Consider the following 23551-nt stretch of genomic DNA (forward strand, 5'->3'; position numbering starts at 1 on the left):
TAACCGAAGTCGAAACACCGCCTCGCGCACCGTTCCGATACGCACGCCGTTCACAACACGAGCCCGACGTACCCGAAGGCACACAGGTACGGCGGCACGGGCCGCATGAACACTCCGCAGCCGATCCCCGCCTCATCCAGCACCGCGCACGCCGTCTGCCCAGCGAGGGCGTGCCAGCCGCCACAGCTCCCAGCCCAGCGACCCGACCGACACCACCTCCGATGAATATGACGCAGGAAGGGAATCCCCGCCGCGCTCATCGGCCGAGTCGTCATGGCCACCGGCGCCGGCGCGCTCTCGGCCGACACCGGCTTTGCCCTCGAGCAGTCGCCCTGGCTGTGCTGGGCGCTGACGGCGGCCTGGCCATGCCCGCCGCGATCTCCGTGCTGAAAGGCGCCGTCCCACCGAGCAGGCCAGTATCAGCTCGGCCCTCAACGACACCATGCAGCAGGCCGGCGCGGCCCTCGGCATCGTCAGCAGCAGCTACACGTGCTCCATGCCCGAGACCGCCTCCGAGCAGGCCCGCCGCAACATCAGCGACCCTTCGCCCCCGGCGCCCCCGCCCGTCGCCGTGACCGCCCGGCTGTCGGTCCCCTTGACCTCTGGGCAGGCCGGGGGCAGAACACGCGAGTCTAGCGCATCAAGAGACGGATACGGCCGAGCCAACCTCGACCTTCTCTGCAAGCGGATCCTGCTCCAGGACTGAGCCCACGGTCACAAGATCAGCGACAGAGCCGGTAAATGTGCAGAGCTGTCAGTGGCGGTCGTGGGCCGCCGGGGTGGCGGTAGTTGGATGATCTCCCCGTCTGCCCGTGCTGGCATCGGGATCGAGGCGGAAAGGCCGTGGAGCTGGGCCGGGTCCGTAACTTATGGTCGGAGCCTGGGCGGCGGGCACTTCGGTCTTGTGGGTGTGATGGTGGAGATCGATTGGTTCAAGGGCCCGCGTGAGGCGTTGCTGGCGGACGGCTCACTGGTGGCGTGAGTAGGTACCGCGAGGCGGGTGCTGGTGCCCGAGCTCTGGGAAGTCTGAGGAGGCCGCGCGATGGCTGCGCTGACCGACGCCGATCTGTACCTGCGCGGCGCCAAGACGCTGCTTGCCTCCTGGCAGGAGTACGCCCGCGCAGTGACCGGCGCGGCGGTTCAGCGCCTGCCCGGCGTCGCCACGGCCGTCTTTCCGTCCGGGCCAGAACGCGCCGTCTACAACAACGCACTGCTGGAACGCGACCTGGCCGCTGCCGCGCGTGCCGAGGCGCTGGATGCGATGGAGAGCACGTACGCGGCGGCCGGTGTTGCGCATTTTGCCGCATGGGTGCACGAGAGCGACACGGCGATGCGCGGCGATCTGGAACGGCGCGGCTACACATTCGCCGAGTCGACGCGTGCCATGGGCATGGTGCTCGACGACCTGCGCCTGCCCCCGCCGCAGATCGAACTCGGGCGACCGGATTGGTCTGAGTATCTGCGCATCGTCGGGGTGCCGCCCGGTTTTCTCGGTGGGGCCGATTGGACTGCCTTCCACATCCTGCTCGCACGCCTTGGCGGCGAGAACGTCGCCACGGCGATGGCGTTCGACCACGGCGACGACTGCGGGATCTACAACGTGGGAACGCTGGAGCGGGCTCGGCGGCGCGGGCTGGGCACCGCGCTGACCGTCCTCCAGGCACACGATGCGCTCGGGCGCGGCTGCCGGACGGCGAGCCTGCAGTCGACGGAGATGGCCGAGCACATCTACGCAGCCGTGGGCTTTCGCGATCTTGGCCGGTTCCTCGAGTATGTGCCATAAGACCGCGGCCACTTCGACACCCGGGAAGCAGACGCCTGCCGCCGCGCGGGCTTCAAAATCACAACCGTGACACGCCCGATCATCCCTGCACGGTTACCTGTACCCGGCTTGCACCTGAACCTGTACGCCGACGAGCCGATGCCGAGATCACAGAACTAGGATCGCTACGGGCCAAGAGCATTGGCCGGGACGCGGCAGTATCAGCCTCCCCGCCCACAGCGCGGCAAAGCTCCCTCTTCCACCACCAGATATGCGGTCACGTCGGCGCCCAGCCCTGCCTCCCGCTCGCCTCGCTGCCGAGTCTGAGCCCAGCCTCGCAGTGACCTGCAGCCGGGCAATCAGCCGCACCAAAGGGCGGCCGATGCCGCAGCGGCCATGAGCATGGTCGGCATGTGGCAGCACCAGCCTCGCCGCGCGCAGCACGGCAAAGCTCTTCCCCACCAAACGCGCGGTCGCCTTGGCACCAGATGTGAGCATGGCTGGAAAGTTCCAGCACCAGCCTTCCCACGCGCGGGCGACCAAGCCTCTCTCGTCATCAAACGTGCGGTCGTCTTGGCGCCTAGCCTTGCCCGTTCCCTTCTTCGCGTTCGCGATCACCGGGGACCTTGGCGCCAGGCCGGGCATGAATGACTGGCCCCTGTCGCTGACGATCCGGGGATGTTGTTTGCCGAGCACGGCCCGGTGCTCTCCGCGCTGGCAACTTCCACATCTCAGGCAGCTGGCCATAGGGGCTTCCTGAGGGCGCCGGTCAGGTAACGGCCCGCAGCAGCAGTGCGGTGAGCTGGCGGGCCGCCGTTTTGTCGAGCGGGGCGTGGTCGAGCATCAGGCGGTACCACAGCACGCCATAGACGATGTCGATGACCAGCTCCGGATCGATGTCCGGGGAGATCTCACCTCGGACGGATGCGCGGTCCACGATCTGCCGTAGTGCGGCGCGGCGGGTGAACAGGAAACGGTCCCGGAACGCGGCGGCGAAGGCCGGGTCGAGCAATGCCTGGGCCATCAGGCCGATCAGGATCGGGCGCTGGCCCTGCTGGCGGAACGTGGCGTCCAGGAACGCCATCAGGTCGGCGGGCAGTGAGCCTTCGTCCGGAACGCTGATCCGGGTCTCGGCCAGGTCGACCAGGGCTTCGAGCACGACGTCGGCCTTGGAGGGCCACCAGCGGTAGATCGTCTGTTTGCCCACGCCGGCGCGGGCAGCGATGCCCTGCATGGTGAGGGCGGCGTAGCCCTGATCCTCCAGCTCTGTCAGGGCGGCGGTGAGGATCGCCCGCCGGGCCGTCTGGCTTCGTGGTCGCCCGGGTCCTCGCTGGTCCGACATGCCGCCCACTTTACAGGACGCACTGTCTCGAATTAATATCGAGACATCACGTCTAGAAATGGAGGCGCATGATGCGCGTTGTGATTCTGGGTGGCACGTCCGGCATCGGCCTGGCCACGGCTGAACGGCTGGCCGCCGACGGTGCCGAGGTGATCGTCACCGGGCGCGACCCGGAGAAGCTCGCGGCGGTCAAGGACCGGATGGCCGCGGCGGAGATGGTGGACGGCACAGACGAAGGTGAGGTCACCGCGTTCTTCGAACGGATCGGCCCGTTCGACCACCTGGTGCTGGCATTCAGCTCGGGTGCGGTCGGCATGGGGGCGCTGGCCGACACCGCTCTGGCCGACATCAAGGCGGCGTTCGAGGGCAAGCTCTTCGCCTACCTGTCGGCGATTCAGTCCGCCCGGGTGACTGGGTCGATCACCTTCGTCTCGGCCGCCTCCGCACGGGCTTCCCTGCCCGGCACGGTGTCGCTGGCAGCGGTGAACGGGGCGATCGAGCGGATGGTGTCGCCACTGGCGGCCGAACTCGCGCCGGTCCGGGTCAACGCCGTGTCACCCGGGATCATCGACACGCCGTGGTGGTCGTTCCTGCCCGAAGAGCACAAACAGGCCCAGTTCGCGGAGGTCGCCAGCGGTCTGCCGGCCAAGCGGGTGGGCCGCCCTGCCGACGTCGCCGAGGCGATCCGGTACCTCGTAGAGGCGAGCTATGTGACCGGTACGATCCTGCCCGTCGACGGTGGTTTCACCGTTGCCTGACCTCCCTTGATGGCGCTGTCGCATCACCACCCGGGACCAATCCGGCCTGTCAGCGGCGCGCAGGCCGGCCGGCGGCCCCCACCGGGGCCGCAGCCCTTTCTCAAATCAAGATCAACAATCCTTAGGTTAATCCCACCACTGTCGGCGGAGCGACCTTCACCTCGGTCGAACTTCCCCGGCACGAGGACGGCCACAAGACCGGCCTGACCTTTCCGCATGAAGGCGGCAGCCAACGGGATGTGGTTTTCCCACTCCAAGTGGATGTGGGACAGGCCAACGGTGGCCGTGGACGTCGGCTCCCACCTAACGACCCGGGCCAGGCAGCACGCGTGCTGCCTGGCCCGGCACCGTTCTCGCCGAAAAGCTCCTCGGGACGGGGAACGCCAACTAGCCGATCCGTCCACTGATACTGCTGGCCGGGGTCCTTACCTTCGACTCGCTGACAATGTGCGATTTCGGCAGCGCGAAATGCCCGTTCGTGAGGAGGTTCTGTAGCCACGCCTTCTCGTTCACTCGGCGAAGAGCTCCTCGATATGGGTGATGTCGAGTGCCCGGGCTCCCCACCGTTCAAGCTGGTCGGTATCCGGACAGGCACGGATTCGCGCCTCGGACTTGGGATCCACAACGATCCCGCGCCCGGCGAGCACAAGGAGGAGCATCCTCGCTTCCCCCCGTGCCTCCCCCCGCGCTTCCCCCAGCGCCTGCCCCTTCGCCTCGCCTTCAGCGCGCAACTTCTGGGAGAACTCGCTGACGTACTCGTATTGCGCGTTCAAGAGAAGTTCCTCCAGCAGCAGCAGCCCTGACTCCCCGAGCATGGAGCCGAGCAGGTCGGTGTACTGGCCAGCCTTGTCGATGTCGATGGTGTCGAGGGCCTCGGTCACCACCTCAAGAATAACCTTGCCGTCCGGGCCGTCTCCGTGAGCGCCGCATGACAGGACGGCAAGCTCGATGTTGGAGATGGCTTCCGCGAGGGTGGTGACCTTTTTGATTGAGTCAGGCCCGAGTACCACGGGGCGCAGGACCAACCCGGGATGCCCGAGTTCGATCGGCGCCTTACAGGCAGCGACCTCGGCGACAGTGGGCAGATGACCAGAAGCACCGCTGGACAGTCACAGTTGGTTACTACGCTTAGTAGCTGAACGCTCACATGTGGTGTTTGTCACAGAGAGTCCCAGACTTTGCGGTCCTCGCCTCGTGGGTCCTGAACGACTTCGTTCGCGGCGCCGTCGAAGACCTTGACGGAACGGGCGGACGTGTCGAACCGCGGCCAGCCTGGGTCGCCGGTCACAGCGAAGTCGACCCACGCCTTGTGCATGACGTCGGCCAGTTCCTGCGGCGGATTCTCTCCCGCCATCCCCAAGGCGTCGGGCGAGCGCAGGTTGTCGAAAACGAAGCCGAGTTCCAAGGCATGGCACGCACCTAGCCCGAGGTTCGGCGAGCACCAGCCGAACTCGTACATCCAGGTCGGCGAGTGCGCCTCCGCGACGCGGTTGGCGGGCAGCCGGAAGAAGCTGTCCGTGATGAGCAGGGCCAGTACCTCGCCGGCTGACAGGTCGGCGTGGTTGTCGCGGTAGGCGGTGGTGACGGAGGGCTGGATGCCGAAGCCGGTGGCGATGATGTTCACCAGGTCGGGGGTGAGCGCGTCCGCGAGCCCGTTCGGCATCAAGAAGAGGCGGAACTCCTCGGCCGTGCAGCCGATGAGCAGATCCACGTCGCGTCCTGCCCCGTCCGCGATCGCGTCCTCCGCACGACGGACATAGAGATCGTCGTCCAGCACCGGCATGAGCGACATGGCTGCCGCCGCGGTCGTCCGGCCCCACCGGCCGGGATCGGGCAGCGCCGCCACCTCGGCGGCGACCGCAGCCTGCACCGGAATGATCGTGGCGGGGTCGAGCGCGGCGAAGCCCTCAGCGGTGGGCTCGACGCCCAGCCGCGCGGCCAGCTCCTTGGTGACCAGCAATGCGTCCTCGGGCGACTGGGCGATGCTGCCGGCGCCGGACTGCGCGATCGCCCGGTGGAAGAGACCGAGATCCAGCGAGAGCAGCGTGGTGACGCTCATCGCACCGGCCGACTCGCCGAACGCCGTCACCCGGTCCGGATCCCCGCCGAACGCCGCGATGTTGTCGCGTACCCACTCCAGCGCCGCGATCTGGTCGCGCAGACCGCGGTTGAGCGGCGCGCCCGGCAGGCTGGCGAAGCCCTCGACACCCAGCCGGTAGTTGATCGTCACGCACACCGCGCCGTCACGCGCGAAGGTCCGCCCGTTGTAGATGTCCACCGCGCCCGAGCCGTTTCGGAAGGCACCGCCGTGGATCCACACCATGACCGGCAACCCAGAGCCGCCGGGAGTCCACACGTTCAGGTTGAGGCAGTCCTCACCCGGGATCACAGGGTCTGGCAGCAGCGCGTCGTACGGCTTCGGATAGCCGGGCTTGGGCACTGTCGGCCCGTACTCCGTGGCGTCTCGCACGCCGTCCCAGGGCTCTGGCGGCTGCGGCACCTGGAAGCGGTTGGGGCCGAACGGCGGCGCGGCGTACGGGATCCCCAGAAAGGCAGCGACGCCGTCCTCGACCTTGCCGCGGACCTTGCCGTACGACGTCTGAACGACCGTCTCCATGCGCGCCCACCCGAACTAGAACGAAGTTCAAACGAGCGTACGCCCTCCACGGAACCGCGTCAGGCGGTGCGCCGCTCCCCGTGCGGGTAGCTCGCCGAACGGTCCTGGAAGGACAGGATCGCCGGATTCTGGACGACGCCCCCGCGGATCTCGATGGCACGCCGGATCGTCTGATCGGCCTGCCAGGCCGCCGGCCCGGCGAGCACCGTCGGCAGGTGCGGGAGCAGAGCCTGGCTGATCTCCCAGGTGGCCGAGTCCCACAGGTATGACGGGCTGTGATCGACGCCGTAGAAGCGGACGTTGTCGCCCACCGTGAACATCGGCTCGGTGAACGTGGTCGGCCGGGCCCATTCGAATCCCATCCCCGCGTCGCAGGACACGTCGACGATGAGCGTGCCCGGCGCGAACACCGGCAACTCGTCCGTGGCGGCGAACATCAGCGGGGCGTCGGTGTTCTGCAGCACGCAGTTGACCACGATGTCGTGCTCGGCGAGGAATGTCGCCATCGGCACCGACTTCCCATCGACCAGGGCAAGCGTGCGGGTCGGGCGGTCGGCGTCATGGTCGAAGTGCACGATGCTCGCCGAGTGGATCGGCGAGGCCACCGCGGTGACCCCGCGGTGGGTGAGCACGTGCACGTCGTGCACGCCATGCGCGTTGAGGGCGGTCACCGCGCCGCGCGCGGTCGCCCCGAAGCTGATGACGGCCGCCCGCAGCCGGCGGCCGTAGTCGCCGGTCACTCCGGTGAGCGCGAGGGCGTGCAGGACCGAGGAGTAGCCCGCCAGCTCGTTGTTCTTGTGGAAGACGTGCAGGCTGAATCCGCCACTGGCGGACCAGTGGTTCATCGCCTCGAAGGCGATGAGCGTCAGCCGCCGGTCGATGGCCAGCTGAGTGATCTCCCGGTCCTGGACGCAGTGCGGCCAGCCCCAGAGGGTCTGCCCTTCGCGCAGCTCCGCCAGATCCTGGGCGAGCGGCTTGGGATTGAGGATGACGTCGCAGTCAGCGATGAGCCGGTCGCGGGGCAGGATTCCGGCCACCAAGGGGGCCAGCTGCTCGTCGGACATGCCGAAGTTCGCGCCGTACCCGCGTTCAAGGAAGATCCTCGACCGGATGCCGGGCTCGATACGCGACAGATGAAGGGGGTGGATCGGCAGACGCCGTTCGTTCTCTTTGCGGGACCGCGCCATCACCCCGAGGCTGAGCATCAACGCAGGACCGAGACCTTGGCACGGGACGGCCGGACGGCGCCGTGCCGGGTGAGCGGCCAGGCGATCGCGTCGGCCACGGTCGCGCGGACGGTGAGCTCACTGTCCAGACCGGTGGCTTCCAGCAGCTTGACGACCTGGGGGCAGGGCCCGGCCAGAACGAAGGCGACGCCGAGCGCGTTGGCACGACGCCAGGTGCCGAGCAGCACGCCCAGCCCCGCCGCGTCGCAGAACGGCACTCCCGCCACGTCCAGGACCAGCAGCCGGGTGTCGGGGCGAACGGCGGCCAGCAGCCTCTCCCGCAAGGGCGGCGCGGTGGCGATATCGATCTCCCCCCGCAGCCGGGCGACGGTGTAGGCGGGTCTTCGCAGCACCGAGAGAGCCTTGTCGGCTCGCTCCGGCGCGGGGCGTTGGACGGTGTGAAGCATGAAAATCTCCATCTTCGACCTGCGTCGGCAGGTCAGGGTTGTTGAGCCGGCCGGTCGGCCACATGGAGCATGATGTGGCGACGGCCCTGGCCGATGACATCGGCGGCGTGGTCCGGAAGGCGGTGATCGCGGGCGTCTGATCGCTCCTGAGACGCCGCCGTACTCCGCGTTGGACGCGGTGTCGACGTGACATCCCCTTCAGGGGTGCAAGTGGCGAACCAGCCTCAATAGTGAGATGTCATCGTTGCCAGATACCCGAAGTCTACGCGCATCCGACGCCGAAATGCAGAAAAACCTCAACTATTCTGCGGCGCTCGCTTCCAATTTTTCACCTGCTACTCCTGGCGAACGCCCGGGCCGCCGACTGGCTGCCCGGGCGTCCATTCAGTGGCGGGGACAGGATTTGAACCTGCATAACCCGGCTTATGAGACCGGTGGGCTTCCGAATTGCCTCCACCCCGCATCGATACGTCCACGATACGAAGCCTTGCCGTCCTGCGGCAATCGGTTTTCCGAGGGCGAGCTGACCAGGAGGGAACGGCAACTCACTCCTGAACGCGCACTACGGCTCAGTCGTGGGCAGGAGCGGACTCCCGCCAGCCGCGCTCGATCAGGCGCATGAGCGCCGGGTACACGAGCAGATACCGGAACGGCATGATCGCTGCCATGTAGGCGCGGCCAAACCACCCGTTGACCTTCACCAGGACCGCCATCTGGCCCCGGTAGCCGCCCGATCCGTCCGGGACCCAGCCGATGTGCATGACCGTGTGGACGGTGCGGTTGGCCATCTCCGCCGCCCACTCGTCCTGGATCAGATAAAGCGACGTGAACGGGACGCCCTGGAACCCCGGACCTCGCGGCGCGTTCAGCAGGTCGTCCGGCATCCGTTCCATGAGCGACGGCACCCGGGCACCGACGCCCTCCTTCTCGCGGTCCCAGCCGAACAGCGCGCCCAGCTTCCAGCGGACATTCCAGACCACCCGCACGGGTAGCGGGGCGCCCTCGGGAAAGTCGGCCGAGAGCAGGCTCGACACGAGCCGAGGCAGGTCGTCCGGTCCACCGCCAGGCGTCCGCAGGACCCACACGTCCTCCACCTTGAAGTCGCCGACGATCTCGTGGATCCGCCACGGCCGTTCCGTGTGCTCGGCTTTCGACACCCTCACCGCTGCCTCCTCTTGCGAGACCCTTCCATACGTACATGCATGTACGTATGTTACATCTCACTGAACGACCACCACTCGGGAAGAGCCAGGGGAAATGAAGATCACAACGAACGAGCCGGCCGTCGTCCAGTAGAACGTCCTCGACGAGATCCGCGCCCTCAGTGCGTCAGTGAGCGTGGAGCATGCGGGTGAGGTAGTCGCGGGCGAACGCACGGATGGCGGGTTCGTCGTCCAGAGTCAGACCGCCGCCGGGAACGAGGAGGAGGGAGACCGCGACTCGCAGGAGGACCTCGGCGACCGTCGCGAAGTCCTGGGGGTCGTCGGGACGGGCGCGGCGGAGCCGGTCGGCGAGGATGTCGCGGGCGGCGACCATGACGGCGCCGCCGTTCATGCTGAGTTGCGGGAGGAACGCCTCGGGCTCGCTCTGCAGGACACGCGTCATGAGCGGGTGGGTACGGGCGCCCTGGAGACCGGCGACGAAGCCCTCGACGACGGCGTCCTCGGGCGAGGGCAGGTCTTCGGTCGCGTCGGCGATGGCGGTGAGGAAGCGGCGTACCTCGCGCAGGATCACGGCCTGGAGGAGCTGCTCCTTGTTGGTGAACCGCCGGTAGATGGTCGTACGGGCGACTCCGGCGCGCTTGGCGACGTCTTCGACGCTGACGCGGCGCAACCCGTACGTCTCGAACTCCGCCAGGGCGGCATCGAGGATCCGGGTGTCCAGATCGTCGGTGTCAGGGGTGGCGGCGAGCAGCCCGGTCAACGCAGCGTCCATGGTCATAACCCTATTTCCTGGCCCGATCCCCCACTGTAACCCGGAACGAGACACAGCTACAATCTTCGTAGTTCTGTTCCTCGCGTTCCTCTTGGCGGTGCCCATGACGGAGAAGGCGACCGAGCCGCTCGGCCCGGATTCGTTGACCTGGCGGTACTTCGGCGACACCCGGATGTTGCTGGTGGGACCCCGCGCGGCCGTGCTGCAGAACATGCTGCCCGCGCTCGGTCAGGGAGTCCTGGACCACTCGGTGTTCTTCTCCGAGACGTTCGCGCGCCTCAAGCGCTCCGCCGGGCCGATCCTCAACACGGTGTACGGCGGTTCGCGGTCGGCGGAGATCGGGCAGCAGGTCCGCGACTACCACCGGGACATCAAGGGCACGATGCCGGACGGCTCCCGCTATCACGCGCTCGATCCGGAGACCTACTTCTGGGCGCATGCGACCTTCCTCGACACCATGGTGTACGGGATCGAGAGGTTCATCCGGCCCCTCAGCGAAGCCGAGAAGCGCCGGATCTATGAGGAGTCCAAGACCTGGTTCCGCATGTACGGGGTGAGCGACCGAGGCATGCCCGAAGACTGGGAGGCCTTCCAGGCGTATTGGAAGCGCATGCTCGAAGAGGTCGTCGTCCCGCATAAGACCGCCCGCTATGGCGTCGGCTACGTCATCAAGGGGCTGCCTGCCCCGCCCAAGGTTCCGGCCCGGCTGTGGCGCGCGGTCTCGCCGCCGTTCAACTCGGTGGCCCGCTTCATCACGGTCGGTGGCCTGCATCCGCGCATGCGCGAACTCCTCGACCTGCCGTGGAACACCGCCGACGAGCGCCGCTACCAGCGCTTCGCCGCCGGAGTCCGCCGTCTCAACCGAGCCTGGCCACTACTGCCAGAGGCCACCCGCTACCTCCCGCAGGCGAGGGCGGCCTTCCGCCGCGACGGCCGCCCCCGCTAACGACTTAGGACACCTCCGCCAACGACGCAGACCGAGGGCCACCCACTGCTGACGCCTTCGGCATCCCGCCGCCTCGGTTAACTGCGGATACGGGCGTCGTAGGACTTGCGAGCGTCCGCGTCGTACTCCAGGAAGATCTTGTCGAGGCCGTAGCGGCGCGCGATCGCCTGCTTGAGGCGGTCCGGCATGAGGGCGCCGAGGCGGATCTGGGCGGCGAGCTTCGCCGGGACCACGACCTGCGCGCGGGGCTTGCCGACCAGCGCGACAACAGCCGCGGCGATGTCCTCCGGCTCGGCGTTCTTCTGGCCCTTGGGGCTGCGGGTGCCCGCGATCAGCTCGGTGTTGGTGAACGTGGGCAGCACCGCTGAGACGTGGACGCCCCGATCCTGCACCTCCAGCCGGGTGGCCTCGGTGAACGCGACGACGGCGGCCTTGCTCGCGTTGTAGAGGGCCATCCCGGGCGTCGGCACCACGCCCGCGACCGAGGCGATGTTGATGATCTGCCCGTGTCCTCGCGAGAGCATGCGGTCCAGGGCGAGTTTGGTGCCGAGCATGACACCGTGCACGTTGATGTCGATGCACCGGCGAGCGTCGGCGTCGCTTTCCGCGGTCACCGGGCCGATCGGCATGATGCCGGCGTTGTTGACGAGCACGTCCAGCCCGCCGGCCTCGGATTCGACCTTGCCCAGAAAGGCCTCGAACGACTCGCGCGAGGTGACGTCGACCGTGAACGCCTGGACGCCGAGCTTGTCCCCCGTCTCCTTGACCGCCGCCTCGTCGATGTCACCGATCACGACCGTGGCGCCCTTGTCCTTCAGCGCGCGGGCGGTGGCGAGTCCTATGCCGCGTGCGGCGCCGGTGATGGCGATGACCTTGCTCATTGGGCGAACTCCAGGCTCATTGGATCAACTCCAGTTTGACGGGCAGGCCGTCCTTGGGCGAGGGCAGGGAGGTGGTGTCGAGCGGCCATTCGTACCGCGCGGGCACGCTCCACCGGTAGCGCTGGACGAGCTGGTGCATGATGCCCTTGACCTGCATACCGGCGAAATGCAGGCCGATGCACTTGTGCGCGCCGCCGCCGAACGGAGCCCACGCGTACTTGTGCACCTTGTCCTCACGGCGGTCGGCTGCGAACCTCCCCGGATCGAACCTGTCAGGCTCCGGCCACCATTCGGGCATGTGATGGTTGGTCAGTGCAGGAACCATCACGGTCGTGCCAGCTGGAATGTGGAAACCAAGGATCGAGGTGTCCTTGACGACCTTCCGCGGCAACGCCGGCACGGGAGCCACCAGCCGCGTCGCCTCCTTCATCACCAGATCGATCGACTCGAGCTTGTCGAGGTCGTCGAACTCCAGCGGGCCGCCGAGGGCCAGCGACTCCTCACGTACCCGTTCCTGCCACTCGGGGTACTTGGCGAGGTAGTACGCCATCGTCGTGAGCGTGATCGTGGTGGTGTCGTGCGCCGCCATCAGCGCGAAGATCATGTGGTTGACGACATCGTCATCGGTGAAGCGATGACCGTCGTCGGTCTCCGCCTGGCACAGTGCAGCAAAGAGGTCATCGCCCCCTTCACTTCGCTTGGCGGGCAGGTGCTGGCGGAAGAACACCTCCAGTGCCTTCCGCGCCTTCAGGCCCTTGTGCCAGCGAAGCCCAGGCACCGGAAAGCGCACATAGGCGGTCCCCGCACGCACAGCGCCAATGAACGCGCCGTTGACCCTGTCGGCCTCGGCACGTTCCAACTCGACACCCATGAAGACGTCCGTCGCCAGATCCAGCGTGAGCTGCTTGACGTGGTCGTAGACCTTGAACCCCCTCTGGGGCTCCCAGGCGTCGAGGCCCTTGCTGATCCCGGGCGCCATGGCGTCCATGTACGACCGCAGCCGCGCCTTGGTGAACGCCTGCTGCATGATGCGCCGGTGGTGCAGGTGCTCCTCGAAGTCCAGGAGCATGATGCCGCGGTAGAAGAACGGCCCGATGAAGTAACTCCACGCGGGCCCGTTCGCGAAAGCCTTGTCCCTGTTGACCAGCACCGCCTCGGCCGCCTCGGGTCCCTGCACGGTGACGATCCGCTGCCCGAGCAGCCACCCCCAGGTGACCGGCCCGAACTGGTCGTACCGCATACGGGCGAACCCGAACGGGTCGCGCATGACCTTGATCGTGTTGCCGATGTACGGGAGACCTGGCTCTCCGCGTACCGGCTTGAGATCACTGCCTTGCGGTGGCGCTGCGAGGATGCTCGTGCCCATAGGCCCTCCGGCCCCCGGTCGCGCCGGGACGTGGAACAGATGTGCGGAATATGTAGCTTTGTTGTAACGCACCGGGCAACCGCATGTCCAGAGTAGGCAAACCGTCGCCTGCGGAGCCGCCGCCGCTGTCGGCCCATGTGCAACTGACGCACGCGCGCAACAACCGCACGGTGATGGCGCGTCCGTTGCTGGGCCTCAGGTGGAGGATGGGCAGGCTTTGGCGACGGATCAGCGGGCCCTTGGCGGCGGATTAGCAGGCCTTTGCGGCGGACTAGCGGGCTTTAGCGGCGGGCTTGTTGCGGAGGATGCGGCGGCGGGCGGTGTCGGTGAGGAGGCGGTACGCGCCGGAGCGGTCGCGGTAGTACGTGCGGCCGTCAGCCGGTATTGGGACGCCCTCTTCTCGGAGCGGCGCCGTGCGGAGGCGGCGGCCAGCGGTGACCGGGATGTCGTCCACGACCCGGACGATCGCGGGACGCAGTTCGGGCTCCACTCGCAGCAGCGCCTCCGACAAGTCGACCGGCTTGACCTCGCCGTCACCGCGCAGGGTAACGGCGGCCGCAGCCATCTCGGTGTCGCCGACCGGGATGCCGTAGACAGCGACCGCGTCGATGTACGGCAGATCGTCGAGGGCGTTCCGGATGGGGCCTGGCGGCACGATGCCCTCTGCGGTCCGGATCAGCTCGGCGTCGCGGCCGACCAGCCAGAAGTCCCCGTCGGCGTCCCGCCGGAACAGGTCGCCGGTGATCGTCCAGGCGTCCTCGGGTTTGAACACGCCGCGTATGACGCGAGGGGTCGTGGTGACGCGGCTTGGCTTGACGCGTGCGACCAGCATGCCGATCTCGTTCGGCTCGCATTCCTGCGCGAAGCCGTCCGGTCCCTCGGCGAGCCGCCCGTTCTCCAGGTCGTAGCGCGCCAGCCGCACCTCCGCGCTGCCGGGCAGCGGGCGGCCCAACGAGCCGGGCTTCTTGCCGCTCAGGTTGACCAGGATCGCCTCACCCTCAGTGGCGGCGTAGAACTCCAGCACCCGGGCCGGCGCAAACCGGTCCTCGACCCGCCGCCACAATCCGCGTGGCATGCCGGAGCCAATGAACAACCGCACCGGGTGGTGGCGTTCCCCCGGGTGAGGCGGCGCGTTCACCAGGTCGCGCAGGAGGGTCCAGGTGTACGAGGCGACGGTGACGCCGTAACGCCGCGCCTCGTCCCAGAACGTCTCCGGGTCGTACGCGCTGGCCAGGGCGAGCCGGGCGCCGCCCGCGACCGCTCCGCCAAAGCTCATCAGGAGCGCCGACGGGTGATGCAACGGCGTGATGCTGAAGACCGTGTCAGCCGGTGATAGCGCCGCCGACGAGGCCGTGCCGAACGCCGACAGCGCCCATCGCCGGTTGGTGATGCGGGCCGCACGCAGGTGTTCGCCGTCGCCGGTGAAGAGTATGAACGCGGTGTCGCCCGCGCGCCCCGGGTTGGGCCGGTACCAGCCAGGCAGCGGCACCTCGTCCGGGTCGATGCGTTCCATGTCCATGAGCGGCAGCCCAAGGCCGCGCTCCCCGCCGCCGAGCATGTAGCAGGGCACGTCCCCGGAGAGCTCGCAGGCGCGCGCGGCGTTCTGCGGATCAGCCACGACCCTCGTCACGCGGCCGAGATCGATCTCGCGCGCCAAGTCGCCGTCGGGCCGGTGCAGGACGGCGACGGCGCCGAGGCGGCTCAGCGCGGCGACCAGCGCCAGTGCGCTCGGCCGGGTCTCCATGAAGACGCCCACCGCGTCGCCCTGCCGGACGCCGATGCTGATGAGTCCCCGGACGACGGCGTCGATGCGCGTCTTGGCCGCGGCCTGGGTGTGTGCCCGCCCCTGGTAGAGGAAGAAGATGTCGTCCGGTGCCCGCTGCGCCTGCTCGTCGAGGAGGAGTCCGAGCGACATGCGCGTGTCGGACTGGATGCGTTCGAGGCGGGCGAGGCGGGGCAGGTTCTGTGCGGCCTCGCCGGCGAGCTGGCGTCCGCCGCGTACCGCCCGGGAGACGGTCACCGCGGCCGAACGCACGGCACTCGCGCCGACACCGGTCGCGAGCTGCACGCCGTAGCCGACCGTCCCGCCGGGCGGGCTCGCGGTCGATGCCGCAGCCTCGCCCTCGACCGGCACGATGATCTCTGGCAGGTCGGATTGCCCGGCGCGCCACTTCGCCCACTCGGCGACGGCGGGCCAGGTCTGCGCCAGCGCGAGCGAGCCCACGACAAGGCCGAAGTGCCCGGCGCGCAGGGACGCCTCGTACACCTGGGCCCGCGGCGCCGCCCGGCGGATGCCGCGGACCATCGGCGGCGGCGCGATCTCGTCCAGCTCGCCGACGAACGTCACCACCGGGCACGAGATGTCGGCCAGGGTCACGAGGCGGTCGCCGATGACGAAGCCACCGGTGAGCATCCGGTTGTGCTGGATGAACTGCCGCAGGAACTCCGCCAGCGCGGGCCCCGGCCAGGCCACCCAGCCTTCGCGTTCGAGGAAACGCCGCTGGCGCTCGCGCGGCGCGAGCCGTTCCCGATCGTGCAGCTGCCGGATGAAGTCGATGCGGCTGCGCACCGACTTGACCGGGCTGAGCAACTGGAACCCGGTCCGCGTCACCCATCCCGGCACCGCGACGTTGCCGAGCAGCCGGTCGGGGATGCGCCCCGCGCCCTCGGCGGCGACCCAGCTCGGCAGCCCGAACGGCAGGCCGACGCTGATGTCGGCGGGACTGCCGAACGTGATCAGCGACTCGATGCCCTTGCTGCGGCGGTACGCGGCGACCTGGTAGACGAACATGCCGCCCTGCGAGTAACCGGCGAGGTGCACGTCCTGGCCGGTCGCCTCCCGGATCCGGTCGATCGCGTCGCTGATCGCGAGGACGTGGTCGGTGATGGTGCGTTCCAGCCCGCCCGGCTCGCGTTCGGGCGCGCCGAAGTCGACCACCCACGGATCGACGCCGAACTCGTGGAGCATGCCCACCGCGCTCACCCGCGCCGAGATGTCGTACACCTCGGCAGTGATCATCAGCGGTGGGACGAGCAGCACCGCCGGCCGTTTGACGTCGTCCTCCGGCGGGCTGCCCGGGAAGTAGTGCCGCAGCCGGTAGACGCGCTGCTCCGTCACCACCTCGAACGGGGAGGCGTCCGCGTCCGTATCGAGGTCGAGCCCGCCGAACCGCGCCACCTCCAACGCGTTCTGGGCGGTGGAGCCCAGGCGCGAACCCAGGCGGAGGAGCGATTTGGCAACAGAGGGCATCGTCGGCCTTTCACATGGGTCGATGCCATGTTGTCCGCTGGGGACAGGATTATCAATAAGTGATCAGGCGGATCCGGAAACGATACGGGCTCCGTCCATCTTCCCAGCTTGGAGGCGTTCCCACATGTAGCGGCGGCGCGGCTTGCCGCTGGAGGTGCGCTGGATCAGCCCGGTGCCGACGACGATGGTGAGCTCGACCCCCTCGTCCCCCAGCCGGCGGCGCAACATCTCGCGGACATCGGGCGCCCACGAGTCGTCGGTCGTCTCGGCGAAGAGCGCCAGCCCCTTCTGCCCGGCGCCCGGAACGGCGGCGACCACGATGCGGCCCTTGCCCAGCCGGGCGACCTCAGCGATCTTGGCCTCGAGGTCCTCCACGTACACCGAACGGCCGCGCACCTTGATGCTGTCGCCCATCCGGCCGAGCACGAAGAGCTGCCCCGCGTGGAAAAACCCGGCGTCACCCGTGAAGACCTTGCCGCCGTTGAATCGCGTCGATTTACCTTCGGCCCCGGCGTAGTAGCCCGGGCAGGCGGAGTCACCACCCACAACGATCTCACCGAGACAGCCCTCCGGCAGCTCCCGGCCGTCATCATCCACGATCGTGACGGGCACATCCTCCTGAGGCGTACCGCACCCGACCACCCAGCCGGTCTTGGCGCCCACTGACTGCGGCCCCAGACCATGCTGCTCCAGGATCCGCACAGGCTGCCCGAAAGCCAGCGACTCATTATCTGGCCGCACTGCCAGTGGGTCGCGCTCCACTTCGTCCAGCGTGACCAGCAGCGTGGTCTCCGCCATGCCGAACGCGGGCTTGAACGCGTGGCGCGAGAACCCGAACGGCTCCAGCAACTCGGCGAAGACCTCCAGCGAGTGCGGATCGATCGGCTCGGCCCCGATGATCGCGGTCTTCCAGCCCGAAAGATCGACACCCTCCAGCTGCTCCGGTTTCACCCGCCGCGCCACATACGCGTACGCGAACGGAGGGGCGGCGGTGTGCCGCGCCTCGGTGAAGCACCGGATCCACCGAGCAGGATCCCGAATGAAATGATCAGGCCGCATCAGCTTCAGATGGGCCTGCCGGGCGATCGGGGTCAGAAAACACCCAATAAGGCCCATGTCGTGGTAGAGCGGCAACCAGGAGGCGACGGTGTCCTCCTCGTCGAACCCGGCGCTGCGCGAGATGAGCTCGGAGTTCGCCTCCAGGTTGTCCCACGTGACCATGACACCCCGCGGCGCGCCGCTGGAACCGGACGTGAACTGCAACAACGCGAGCTCGCCCAGCTCCTGCACATCGGCCTCAATCGAAGCCTGCCGGGGCTCCCAAGGCCCGCCGTCCAGCCCGGCCTGCTCCATGGCACGGGCCGCGAGCGGGGCCAGATCAGCCGAAGCAATGGTCAACACCGGCTCGGCCTGGCGCAGAATCGCCGCGACATGCGCAACGTAATCATCACCGTCCTGGAACAACGGCGGCGTGATCAAACACACGGTGGCACCCGCCGCCCAGACCCCGTAATACGTCTCGATGCACGTGAAGTCGGTCGGAAGGACCATGCACACCACGTCACCGGGCCGGACGCCTGCCTCGATGAGCGCTCCACACGTACGACGCGCGGCCGACGCCAGCTCACCGTAGTCGCGGAACTCCCACCCGCCATCGTCACTCGCCAGGTGAACGCCGCGTCGCATGTTCGGCTTGTCCAGCCAGTCGCGCAGCGCAGATGTCATGCGGGGGTCCCTTCGCGTTCACACGTGACTCGTGAGTAACTTCACCAGGACGGCCGCATCTGCGTCAACCGCGACGATCACAAACCAAACGCAGGCTCCTGCACATGCGCGCCCAGTGACAACTGGACCGCCAAAAATCGTCACGCGAGGCCATTTCATCCCCATTGATCCCGTTGTTACCGTCGCGCACAAACCTGCGAGCAGGAACGAGGTCACATGCAGCCCCGCTTGGCCGCCGTCACCCTCAGCCTTCTCCTCAGCGCCGGCCTGCTAAGCGACACGGCATCTGCGCAAACAGCTGTAGGCGAGAAACGCGTGAGCTCGCGGATGCTAGAGCTCACAGTGAAATCCAAGGCCATGCGCAAGACGCTCAAGGTCCGGCTGCTGGTACCCAAGGGCTGGTCGCGCAACGCCAAGCGCACCTGGCCGATCGTGTGGGCCCTGCACGGCGGCAACGACCGCTACACAGCCTGGACCAAGAAGACCGACATCGCCGCCCTGGCCGCACGCCGCCAAGTGCTGGTCGTCATGCCCGAAGGCGGCTTTGCGGGCGGCTACACCAACTGGTGGAACTACGGCCGAGGTGGCAGCCCGGCGTGGGAGACGTTCCACCTCACCGAACTACGCTCTCTCCTAGAAAAGCGGTATCGAGCAGGCAGGAAGCGCGCGGTCCTGGGCCAGTCGTCCGGCGGATACGGCGCGTTGATCTACGCGGCCCGTCACCCCGGCATGTTCCGCTTCGCCGCCTCGTACAGCGGCTACGGCTCCACCCTCACGAACGGCGCGCCCGACGTGCTGATGACCGGTCTGTCCGGTCTCGGCCCGTTCACCGACAAGTACGCGATGTGGGGCCACCCGATCTTCCAGCGCAACATCTGGGCGGCGCACGACCCCGTGTCAAAGGCCGCGGGCCTCCGCGGCACCAAGCTGTTCCTCTCAGTCGCCAGAAGGGGAGTCAAAGGCCCCCTCGACCCCCCGACCGGACAGGCCGCCGACCCCGCTGAGGCGTTCTGCTGGTACACCACCCAGCCGCTCCTCAAGCGCCTCAAACAGCTGAAGATTCCAGTAACAACGCACCTCTACGCCAAGGGCACGCACAGCTGGGCCTACTGGAAGTACGAGCTGCACCGTTCCTGGCCGCTGATAATGAAGTCCCTAGGCGCTTAGGCCAGCACGCGACCGCCTGGCCACCAACCGCCACCCAAGCAACGTCACCCCGGTGAAGACCGTAGCCACAACAATGAACGCAACGGCCGTACCCTGCCCGGAAAGCGCCCGCAGCACCATGCCGGCGGCAACCGTCATCACCCAGATACCCACGCCAACCGGCAAAAGCCCGAACGGCTCACGCCAGGCGCGAGTAACACCCCACCCCAGCGCCAGTCCCACCAGAAACGGCCAAGCCGTAGTCGCAAACCCGCCCAAGCTAGCCGCCTCCTCGTGACTGGCCCGCCCGATCAGGACGAACACCAGCACGCAACAGACGTCCACAACCCCAGCCGTAACTCTCCGCACCACCCCAGGCTATCGACGCGAACGCACCCCGGGGCGGAGCCCCTGCATCGGGGGTTCCAGGGGGTCGCCCCCCTGGGAATGGCGAAGGGGTTGGAGGCTCGCGCTTTCTGCGAGCACACCAACCCCAAACCCTGTAGCGGGGGCAGGATTTGAACCTGCGACCTCTGGGTTATGAGCCCAGCGAGCTACCGAACTGCTCCACCCCGCGGCGATGCGTTAACTCTATAGCGTCCGGAGGGTGAACGCGAACTGATTGCCGGGGCGCGCAGAGCGGCGGTGAGCATCTCGACGAGATCGGCCACGAACGTGTCGTGGTCGAGCAGCGAGTCCTTTCGAACGGTGCGGTCGGCCAGGGCCGCGGTGAGGAACGCGATGACCACGGCGATGCGTTCCACCGCGAGGGGTGCTGGGAGGAACGCGCGGCAGGCGTCTTCGAGCAGGTGGAGTTGTCTCGCGATCGCCGTGTCCCGGATCAACGTGGGCACGGTGTGGCTCCGTACGCCGGCGTGTCCGGCGACCTGCACCACGATCCGCAGGAAGTCGCGCCCCTCCTCGGTCTTCAGTTCCTCGGCGATCGGCTCCACGATGGCCTCGACGACGGCCCGGAGGTCGCCGGGGTCGAGGGTGGCGAGCGCCTCGGTCCGCGCGGGCTCCATCCGATCGACGCCCGCGCGGAGGATCGCTTCGAGGAGGCCGCGCCGGGACCCGAAGTGGTACGTGATGGCCGAGTCGTTGCCCTGACCGGCCAGCGCCACGATGTCGCGCGTGCGGGCGGCGTCGATGCCCTCGGTGGCGAAGAGCCTCGCACCGGCCCGCATGAGCTGTTCCTTGGTCGCCCTTGCGTCTCTCGGCACCCGATGATAATAACAGGGGGCGTTAATAACGGGAGGCGTTAGAATGTACGACCCGTTCGACCCTGGCTTCCAGGCCGACCCGTATCCCGCGTACCGGCGACTCCGTGACGACGACCCCGTGCACCGCCACGGCGACCCGCCGTTCTGGGCGCTGTCGAGGTTCGCCGACATCTGGGCGGCGGTCCGCGATCCCGCGACGTTCTCCTCCGCGCAGGGCCTGACGTTCTATCCGGACGAGATCGGCACGCTGGGCCTCGCCCCGACGATGGTCATGCTGGACCCGCCCCGGCACACCCGGCTCCGGCGCCTGATCAGCCACGGCTTCACACCACGCCGGATCTCCGCTCTCGAAGACCTCCTGCGGGAGTTCGTCCGCAGCCGCCTCGACGACATGGAACGCAAGGCCGCGGACAACGAGCCGGTCGATCTCCACCGCGACTTCTCCTCTCCGCTCCCCACGTTCGCCCTCGCCCATCTCCTCGGCGTCCCGGCCGCCGACCGCACCCGTTTCGACCCGTGGGTGGCCACGCTGACCACGCTGCAAGACGACGGCTTCAGAGGCGGCGCCGTCGAGGCCGTGGCCGAGATGTTCGCCTACTTCAGCGACGTGGTGGCGGCCCGGCGCGCCGACCCCACCGACGATCTCATCAGCGCGCTGACCAGGGCAGAGATCGACGGCGAACGTCTCAGCGACTGGGACATCCTCGGCTTCTGCTTTGTCATGGTGGCCGGCGGGAACGACACCACGGGCAACCTCATCTCGCACGGTGTCGCGCTCCTCGACGGGCACCATGCCCAGCGGGAAAAACTGGTCGCCGATCCCTCCCTCATCGCGAACGCGCTGCTGGAGTTCCTGCGCCTCGAAGGCTCGGTCCAGGCGTTGGCGCGTACGACCACCAGGCCCGTCACGCTGCACGGAGTCGAGATCCCGGCGGGCGAGAAGGTGATGATGTTGTACGGGGCGGCCAACCGGGACGAACGCGAGTTCGGCCCGACCGCTGGCACCCTCGACATCACTCGCGAGATCCCGCGTCATCTGGGCTTCGCGACGGGCGTGCACTTCTGCATCGGGTCTCACCTGGCCAAACTGCAGGCCCGCATCGCCCTCGAAGAGCTCTATGCGCGCCATCCGCACGCGGGAGTCGACCTCGGCAACGCGAAGCGGATCTCCTCACCGTTCACGCGAGGCTGGGCCACGCTTCCCGCCACCCACATCCAGCCGCCGAACGAAGGAACCGTTCACCGGGTCCCGGCCGACAGGGACCAGTGACCCCCGCGACCGGCGCTTCCGCCTGGGCGTGTCCAAGCCCTTCATGTGCCGCGCGGTTCCGACCACCACGGCGGAGAACGGGTCGTCGGCGATCTGCACCGGGATCTCGGTCTCCCTGCGCAGGAGGTCGGCCAGGCCGCGCAGCAGCGAACCGCCGCCTGTGAGCGCGGCTCCCCTGTCCATCAGGTCACCGGACAACTCCGGCGGGCAGTTCTCCAGAACGGCTCGGACCGCGGTCACGATCGCCGTGATCGGCTCAAGCGCGGCATGGCTGACCTCCTCCGCGCTCAACTCGACCGTGCCAGGCAGCCCGCTGGCCTTCCACCGGCCGCTGAGCACGAGCCCGCCCGGCCCGTCGGCCAGTTGCTTCCCCACCGCCAGCTCCCCGACGAGCATCGCGCGCTCCGACCGGACGTACGAGACGATCGCCCGGTCAACGTCATCTCCACCGACCCGCGCCGTGTGGGCGAGGACGACACCGCCCGCGGAAATGATCGCGATATCGGTCGAGCCGGCGCCGATGTCGGCGATGAGGGCCGCCCTGGCGTCTCCGATGGTCAGCCCGCACCCAAGGGCGGCCGCGATCGGCACCTCGACGAGATACACCGCACGCGCACCCGCCTGGAAGGCCACGTCCTGGGCCGCCCGCCGTTCCACCGCCGTCGCCCCGCTCGGCACCGCGACCGCCACACGCGGGGGCGCGATCCGGCCCCACCTGTTCGCCCGCGACATGAATTGCCGCAGCATGCCGTCGGCGAGACCGAACTCCGCGATCGTCCCGTTCCGCATGGGATGCCCGATCGAGATCGCAGCACAACCGACCATCCGCTGCGCCTCCGAGCCCGCGGCGATCACGTTGTTGTCCTCCACGGCCACCAGTGACGGCTCGTTCAGCACCAGACCCTTGCCCAGCACGTAGACACGGGTGTTGGCGGTCCCGAGGTCGACCGCGATGTCCCTGCTGAGCATCCCCATGATCAGGCCCTTGCCGATCCGACGTTGTACGCGACATACCCGCTGCCCAGACCTTCAGGGCCCGCGTCATGTCAAGAGGACACCAAAGATCGTCGGCCCCCGTTCCAGGCGTCCCGTGCTCTGATGACAGCAAGGGCGCGGAATCAGGAGATGCCTACTCGCTAGTGAAGAAATGGCGAAGAGGTTGGTGCCTCGCGCAACCCCGCACAACAAAGCCACTCCGACCAACCACCTCAGCCCGGTGCGGGTGCAGGGCGGAGCCCTTGCAAAAAGGGGCGAAGCCCCATGGGGGTGCTGGGGCCGGAGCCCCTGCAAAAGGGCGAAGCCCATGGGGGTGCTGGGGGCGGAGCCCCTGCAAAAGGGCGAAGCCCATGGGGGTGCTGGGGGCGGAGCCCCTGCAAGGGGGCGAAGCCCCTAAAAAGGGGCGGAGCCCCATGATGGGGCGGAGCCCCGAATGGGGCGGAGCCCCGCGGGGGTGCGGGGGCGGAGCCCCTGCATCGGGGGTTCCAGGGGGTCGCCCCCCTGGGAATGGCGAAGGGGTTGATGGCTCGCGCTTTCCGCGAGCACACCAACCCCAAACCCTGTAGCGGGGGCAGTGTGTTCGCTCAGGACATAGGAATGGGGTGTCTCAAGACATCGGAATGAGCGGGCCGTCAGTCTCTGGCGATGTCGATGAGGCGTTTGGTGATCACTGCTGTGGTGGTGGAGGGCCGTTCCCAGGG

Annotated in this window: 19 protein-coding genes and 2 tRNA genes; 5 read left to right on the forward strand and 16 right to left on the reverse strand. The window is 68.1% G+C overall.

Annotation, left to right across the window (positions count from 1 at the left end; all coding sequences use genetic code 11):
- Nucleotides 1–1042 precede the first annotated feature (1042 nt).
- Complete coding sequence (locus ACH34W_RS45185) at nt 1043–1783, forward strand: GNAT family N-acetyltransferase (protein ID WP_395967400.1); 741 nt, start codon at nt 1043–1045, stop codon at nt 1781–1783.
- A gap of 748 nt (nt 1784–2531) precedes the next feature.
- Here the strand turns inward: ACH34W_RS45185 and ACH34W_RS45190 are convergent.
- The gene (locus ACH34W_RS45190; RefSeq protein WP_395967401.1) at nt 2532–3104 is read right to left on the reverse strand and encodes a TetR/AcrR family transcriptional regulator; all 573 of its coding nucleotides are present in this window, start codon (nt 3102–3104) and stop codon (nt 2532–2534) included.
- A gap of 68 nt (nt 3105–3172) precedes the next feature.
- Between ACH34W_RS45190 and ACH34W_RS45195 the strand changes: the two genes are divergently transcribed.
- On the forward strand, nt 3173–3862 hold the full coding sequence (locus ACH34W_RS45195) for an SDR family oxidoreductase (RefSeq protein WP_395967402.1): 690 nt from the start codon (nt 3173–3175) through the stop codon (nt 3860–3862).
- Nucleotides 3863–4371: 509 nt separating this feature from the next.
- Here the strand turns inward: ACH34W_RS45195 and ACH34W_RS45200 are convergent.
- The 7 genes from ACH34W_RS45200 to ACH34W_RS45230 all read right to left on the reverse strand — a co-directional run bounded on the left by ACH34W_RS45200 (nt 4372) and on the right by ACH34W_RS45230 (nt 10047).
- Entirely contained in the window at nt 4372–4872 is a 501-nt protein-coding gene (locus ACH34W_RS45200) for a hypothetical protein (RefSeq protein WP_395967403.1), read from the reverse strand.
- Between the two features lie 149 nt (nt 4873–5021).
- The gene (locus ACH34W_RS45205) at nt 5022–6479 is read right to left on the reverse strand and encodes a carboxylesterase/lipase family protein (RefSeq protein WP_395967404.1); all 1458 of its coding nucleotides are present in this window, start codon (nt 6477–6479) and stop codon (nt 5022–5024) included.
- 59 nt (nt 6480–6538) lie between these two features.
- The gene (locus ACH34W_RS45210) at nt 6539–7666 is read right to left on the reverse strand and encodes a N(5)-(carboxyethyl)ornithine synthase (protein ID WP_395967405.1); all 1128 of its coding nucleotides are present in this window, start codon (nt 7664–7666) and stop codon (nt 6539–6541) included.
- A 17-nt stretch (nt 7667–7683) separates the two neighbouring features.
- A complete protein-coding gene (locus ACH34W_RS45215; protein ID WP_395967406.1) occupies nt 7684–8112 on the reverse strand; it encodes an STAS domain-containing protein in 429 nt (142 codons plus the stop codon).
- A gap of 388 nt (nt 8113–8500) precedes the next feature.
- Nucleotides 8501–8575: transfer RNA gene (locus ACH34W_RS45220), tRNA-Met, on the reverse strand.
- Between the two features lie 106 nt (nt 8576–8681).
- Nucleotides 8682–9275, reverse strand: coding sequence for a DUF2867 domain-containing protein (locus ACH34W_RS45225; RefSeq protein WP_395967407.1), 594 nt, complete (start codon nt 9273–9275; stop codon nt 8682–8684).
- A gap of 166 nt (nt 9276–9441) precedes the next feature.
- On the reverse strand, nt 9442–10047 hold the full coding sequence (locus tag ACH34W_RS45230; protein ID WP_395967408.1) for a TetR/AcrR family transcriptional regulator: 606 nt from the start codon (nt 10045–10047) through the stop codon (nt 9442–9444).
- Between the two features lie 103 nt (nt 10048–10150).
- On the opposite strand from ACH34W_RS45230, the gene ACH34W_RS45235 reads away from it, so the two are divergent.
- On the forward strand, nt 10151–10993 hold the full coding sequence (locus tag ACH34W_RS45235) for an oxygenase MpaB family protein (protein ID WP_395967409.1): 843 nt from the start codon (nt 10151–10153) through the stop codon (nt 10991–10993).
- A 77-nt stretch (nt 10994–11070) separates the two neighbouring features.
- Here ACH34W_RS45235 and ACH34W_RS45240 read toward each other — a convergent pair whose 3' ends face one another.
- The 4 genes from ACH34W_RS45240 to ACH34W_RS45255 form a co-directional block, all read right to left on the reverse strand.
- Entirely contained in the window at nt 11071–11874 is an 804-nt protein-coding gene (locus ACH34W_RS45240) for an SDR family oxidoreductase (RefSeq protein ID WP_395967410.1), read from the reverse strand.
- Between the two features lie 16 nt (nt 11875–11890).
- The gene (locus ACH34W_RS45245; protein ID WP_395967411.1) at nt 11891–13240 is read right to left on the reverse strand and encodes a cytochrome P450; all 1350 of its coding nucleotides are present in this window, start codon (nt 13238–13240) and stop codon (nt 11891–11893) included.
- Nucleotides 13241–13511: 271 nt separating this feature from the next.
- On the reverse strand, nt 13512–16490 hold the full coding sequence (locus ACH34W_RS45250) for an AMP-binding protein (protein WP_395967412.1): 2979 nt from the start codon (nt 16488–16490) through the stop codon (nt 13512–13514).
- Between the two features lie 63 nt (nt 16491–16553).
- Entirely contained in the window at nt 16554–18215 is a 1662-nt protein-coding gene (locus tag ACH34W_RS45255; RefSeq protein ID WP_395967413.1) for an AMP-binding protein, read from the reverse strand.
- A 357-nt stretch (nt 18216–18572) separates the two neighbouring features.
- On the opposite strand from ACH34W_RS45255, the gene ACH34W_RS45260 reads away from it, so the two are divergent.
- A complete protein-coding gene (locus ACH34W_RS45260; protein ID WP_395967414.1) occupies nt 18573–19382 on the forward strand; it encodes an alpha/beta hydrolase in 810 nt (269 codons plus the stop codon).
- Here ACH34W_RS45260 and ACH34W_RS45265 read toward each other — a convergent pair.
- The 3 genes from ACH34W_RS45265 to ACH34W_RS45275 form a co-directional block, all read right to left on the reverse strand.
- Nucleotides 19371–19733, reverse strand: coding sequence for a DUF3054 domain-containing protein (locus ACH34W_RS45265; protein WP_395967415.1), 363 nt, complete (start codon nt 19731–19733; stop codon nt 19371–19373). The two genes, ACH34W_RS45260 and ACH34W_RS45265, sit on opposite strands and share 12 nt — an antisense overlap.
- Nucleotides 19734–19864: 131 nt before the next feature.
- Nucleotides 19865–19938, reverse strand: a tRNA-Met gene (locus ACH34W_RS45270).
- Nucleotides 19916–20584: a TetR/AcrR family transcriptional regulator gene (locus tag ACH34W_RS45275; protein WP_395967416.1), complete on the reverse strand. Its 669-nt coding sequence runs from the start codon at nt 20582–20584 to the stop codon at nt 19916–19918. The genes ACH34W_RS45270 and ACH34W_RS45275 overlap by 23 nt, the downstream gene beginning before the upstream one ends.
- A 43-nt stretch (nt 20585–20627) precedes the next feature.
- On the opposite strand from ACH34W_RS45275, the gene ACH34W_RS45280 reads away from it, so the two are divergent.
- On the forward strand, nt 20628–21854 hold the full coding sequence (locus ACH34W_RS45280; protein WP_395967417.1) for a cytochrome P450: 1227 nt from the start codon (nt 20628–20630) through the stop codon (nt 21852–21854).
- Here ACH34W_RS45280 and ACH34W_RS45285 read toward each other — a convergent pair.
- Nucleotides 21756–22829 carry a rod shape-determining protein gene (locus ACH34W_RS45285; protein WP_395967418.1) on the reverse strand — a complete coding sequence of 358 codons (1074 nt, stop codon included), beginning with the start codon at nt 22827–22829 and terminating at the stop codon, nt 21756–21758. The genes ACH34W_RS45280 and ACH34W_RS45285 overlap by 99 nt on opposite strands.
- Nucleotides 22830–23551 lie beyond the last annotated feature (722 nt).

It is taken from the genome of Actinomadura sp. 6N118 (genome assembly GCF_044326415.1).
Taxonomy (GTDB): domain Bacteria; phylum Actinomycetota; class Actinomycetes; order Streptosporangiales; family Streptosporangiaceae; genus Spirillospora.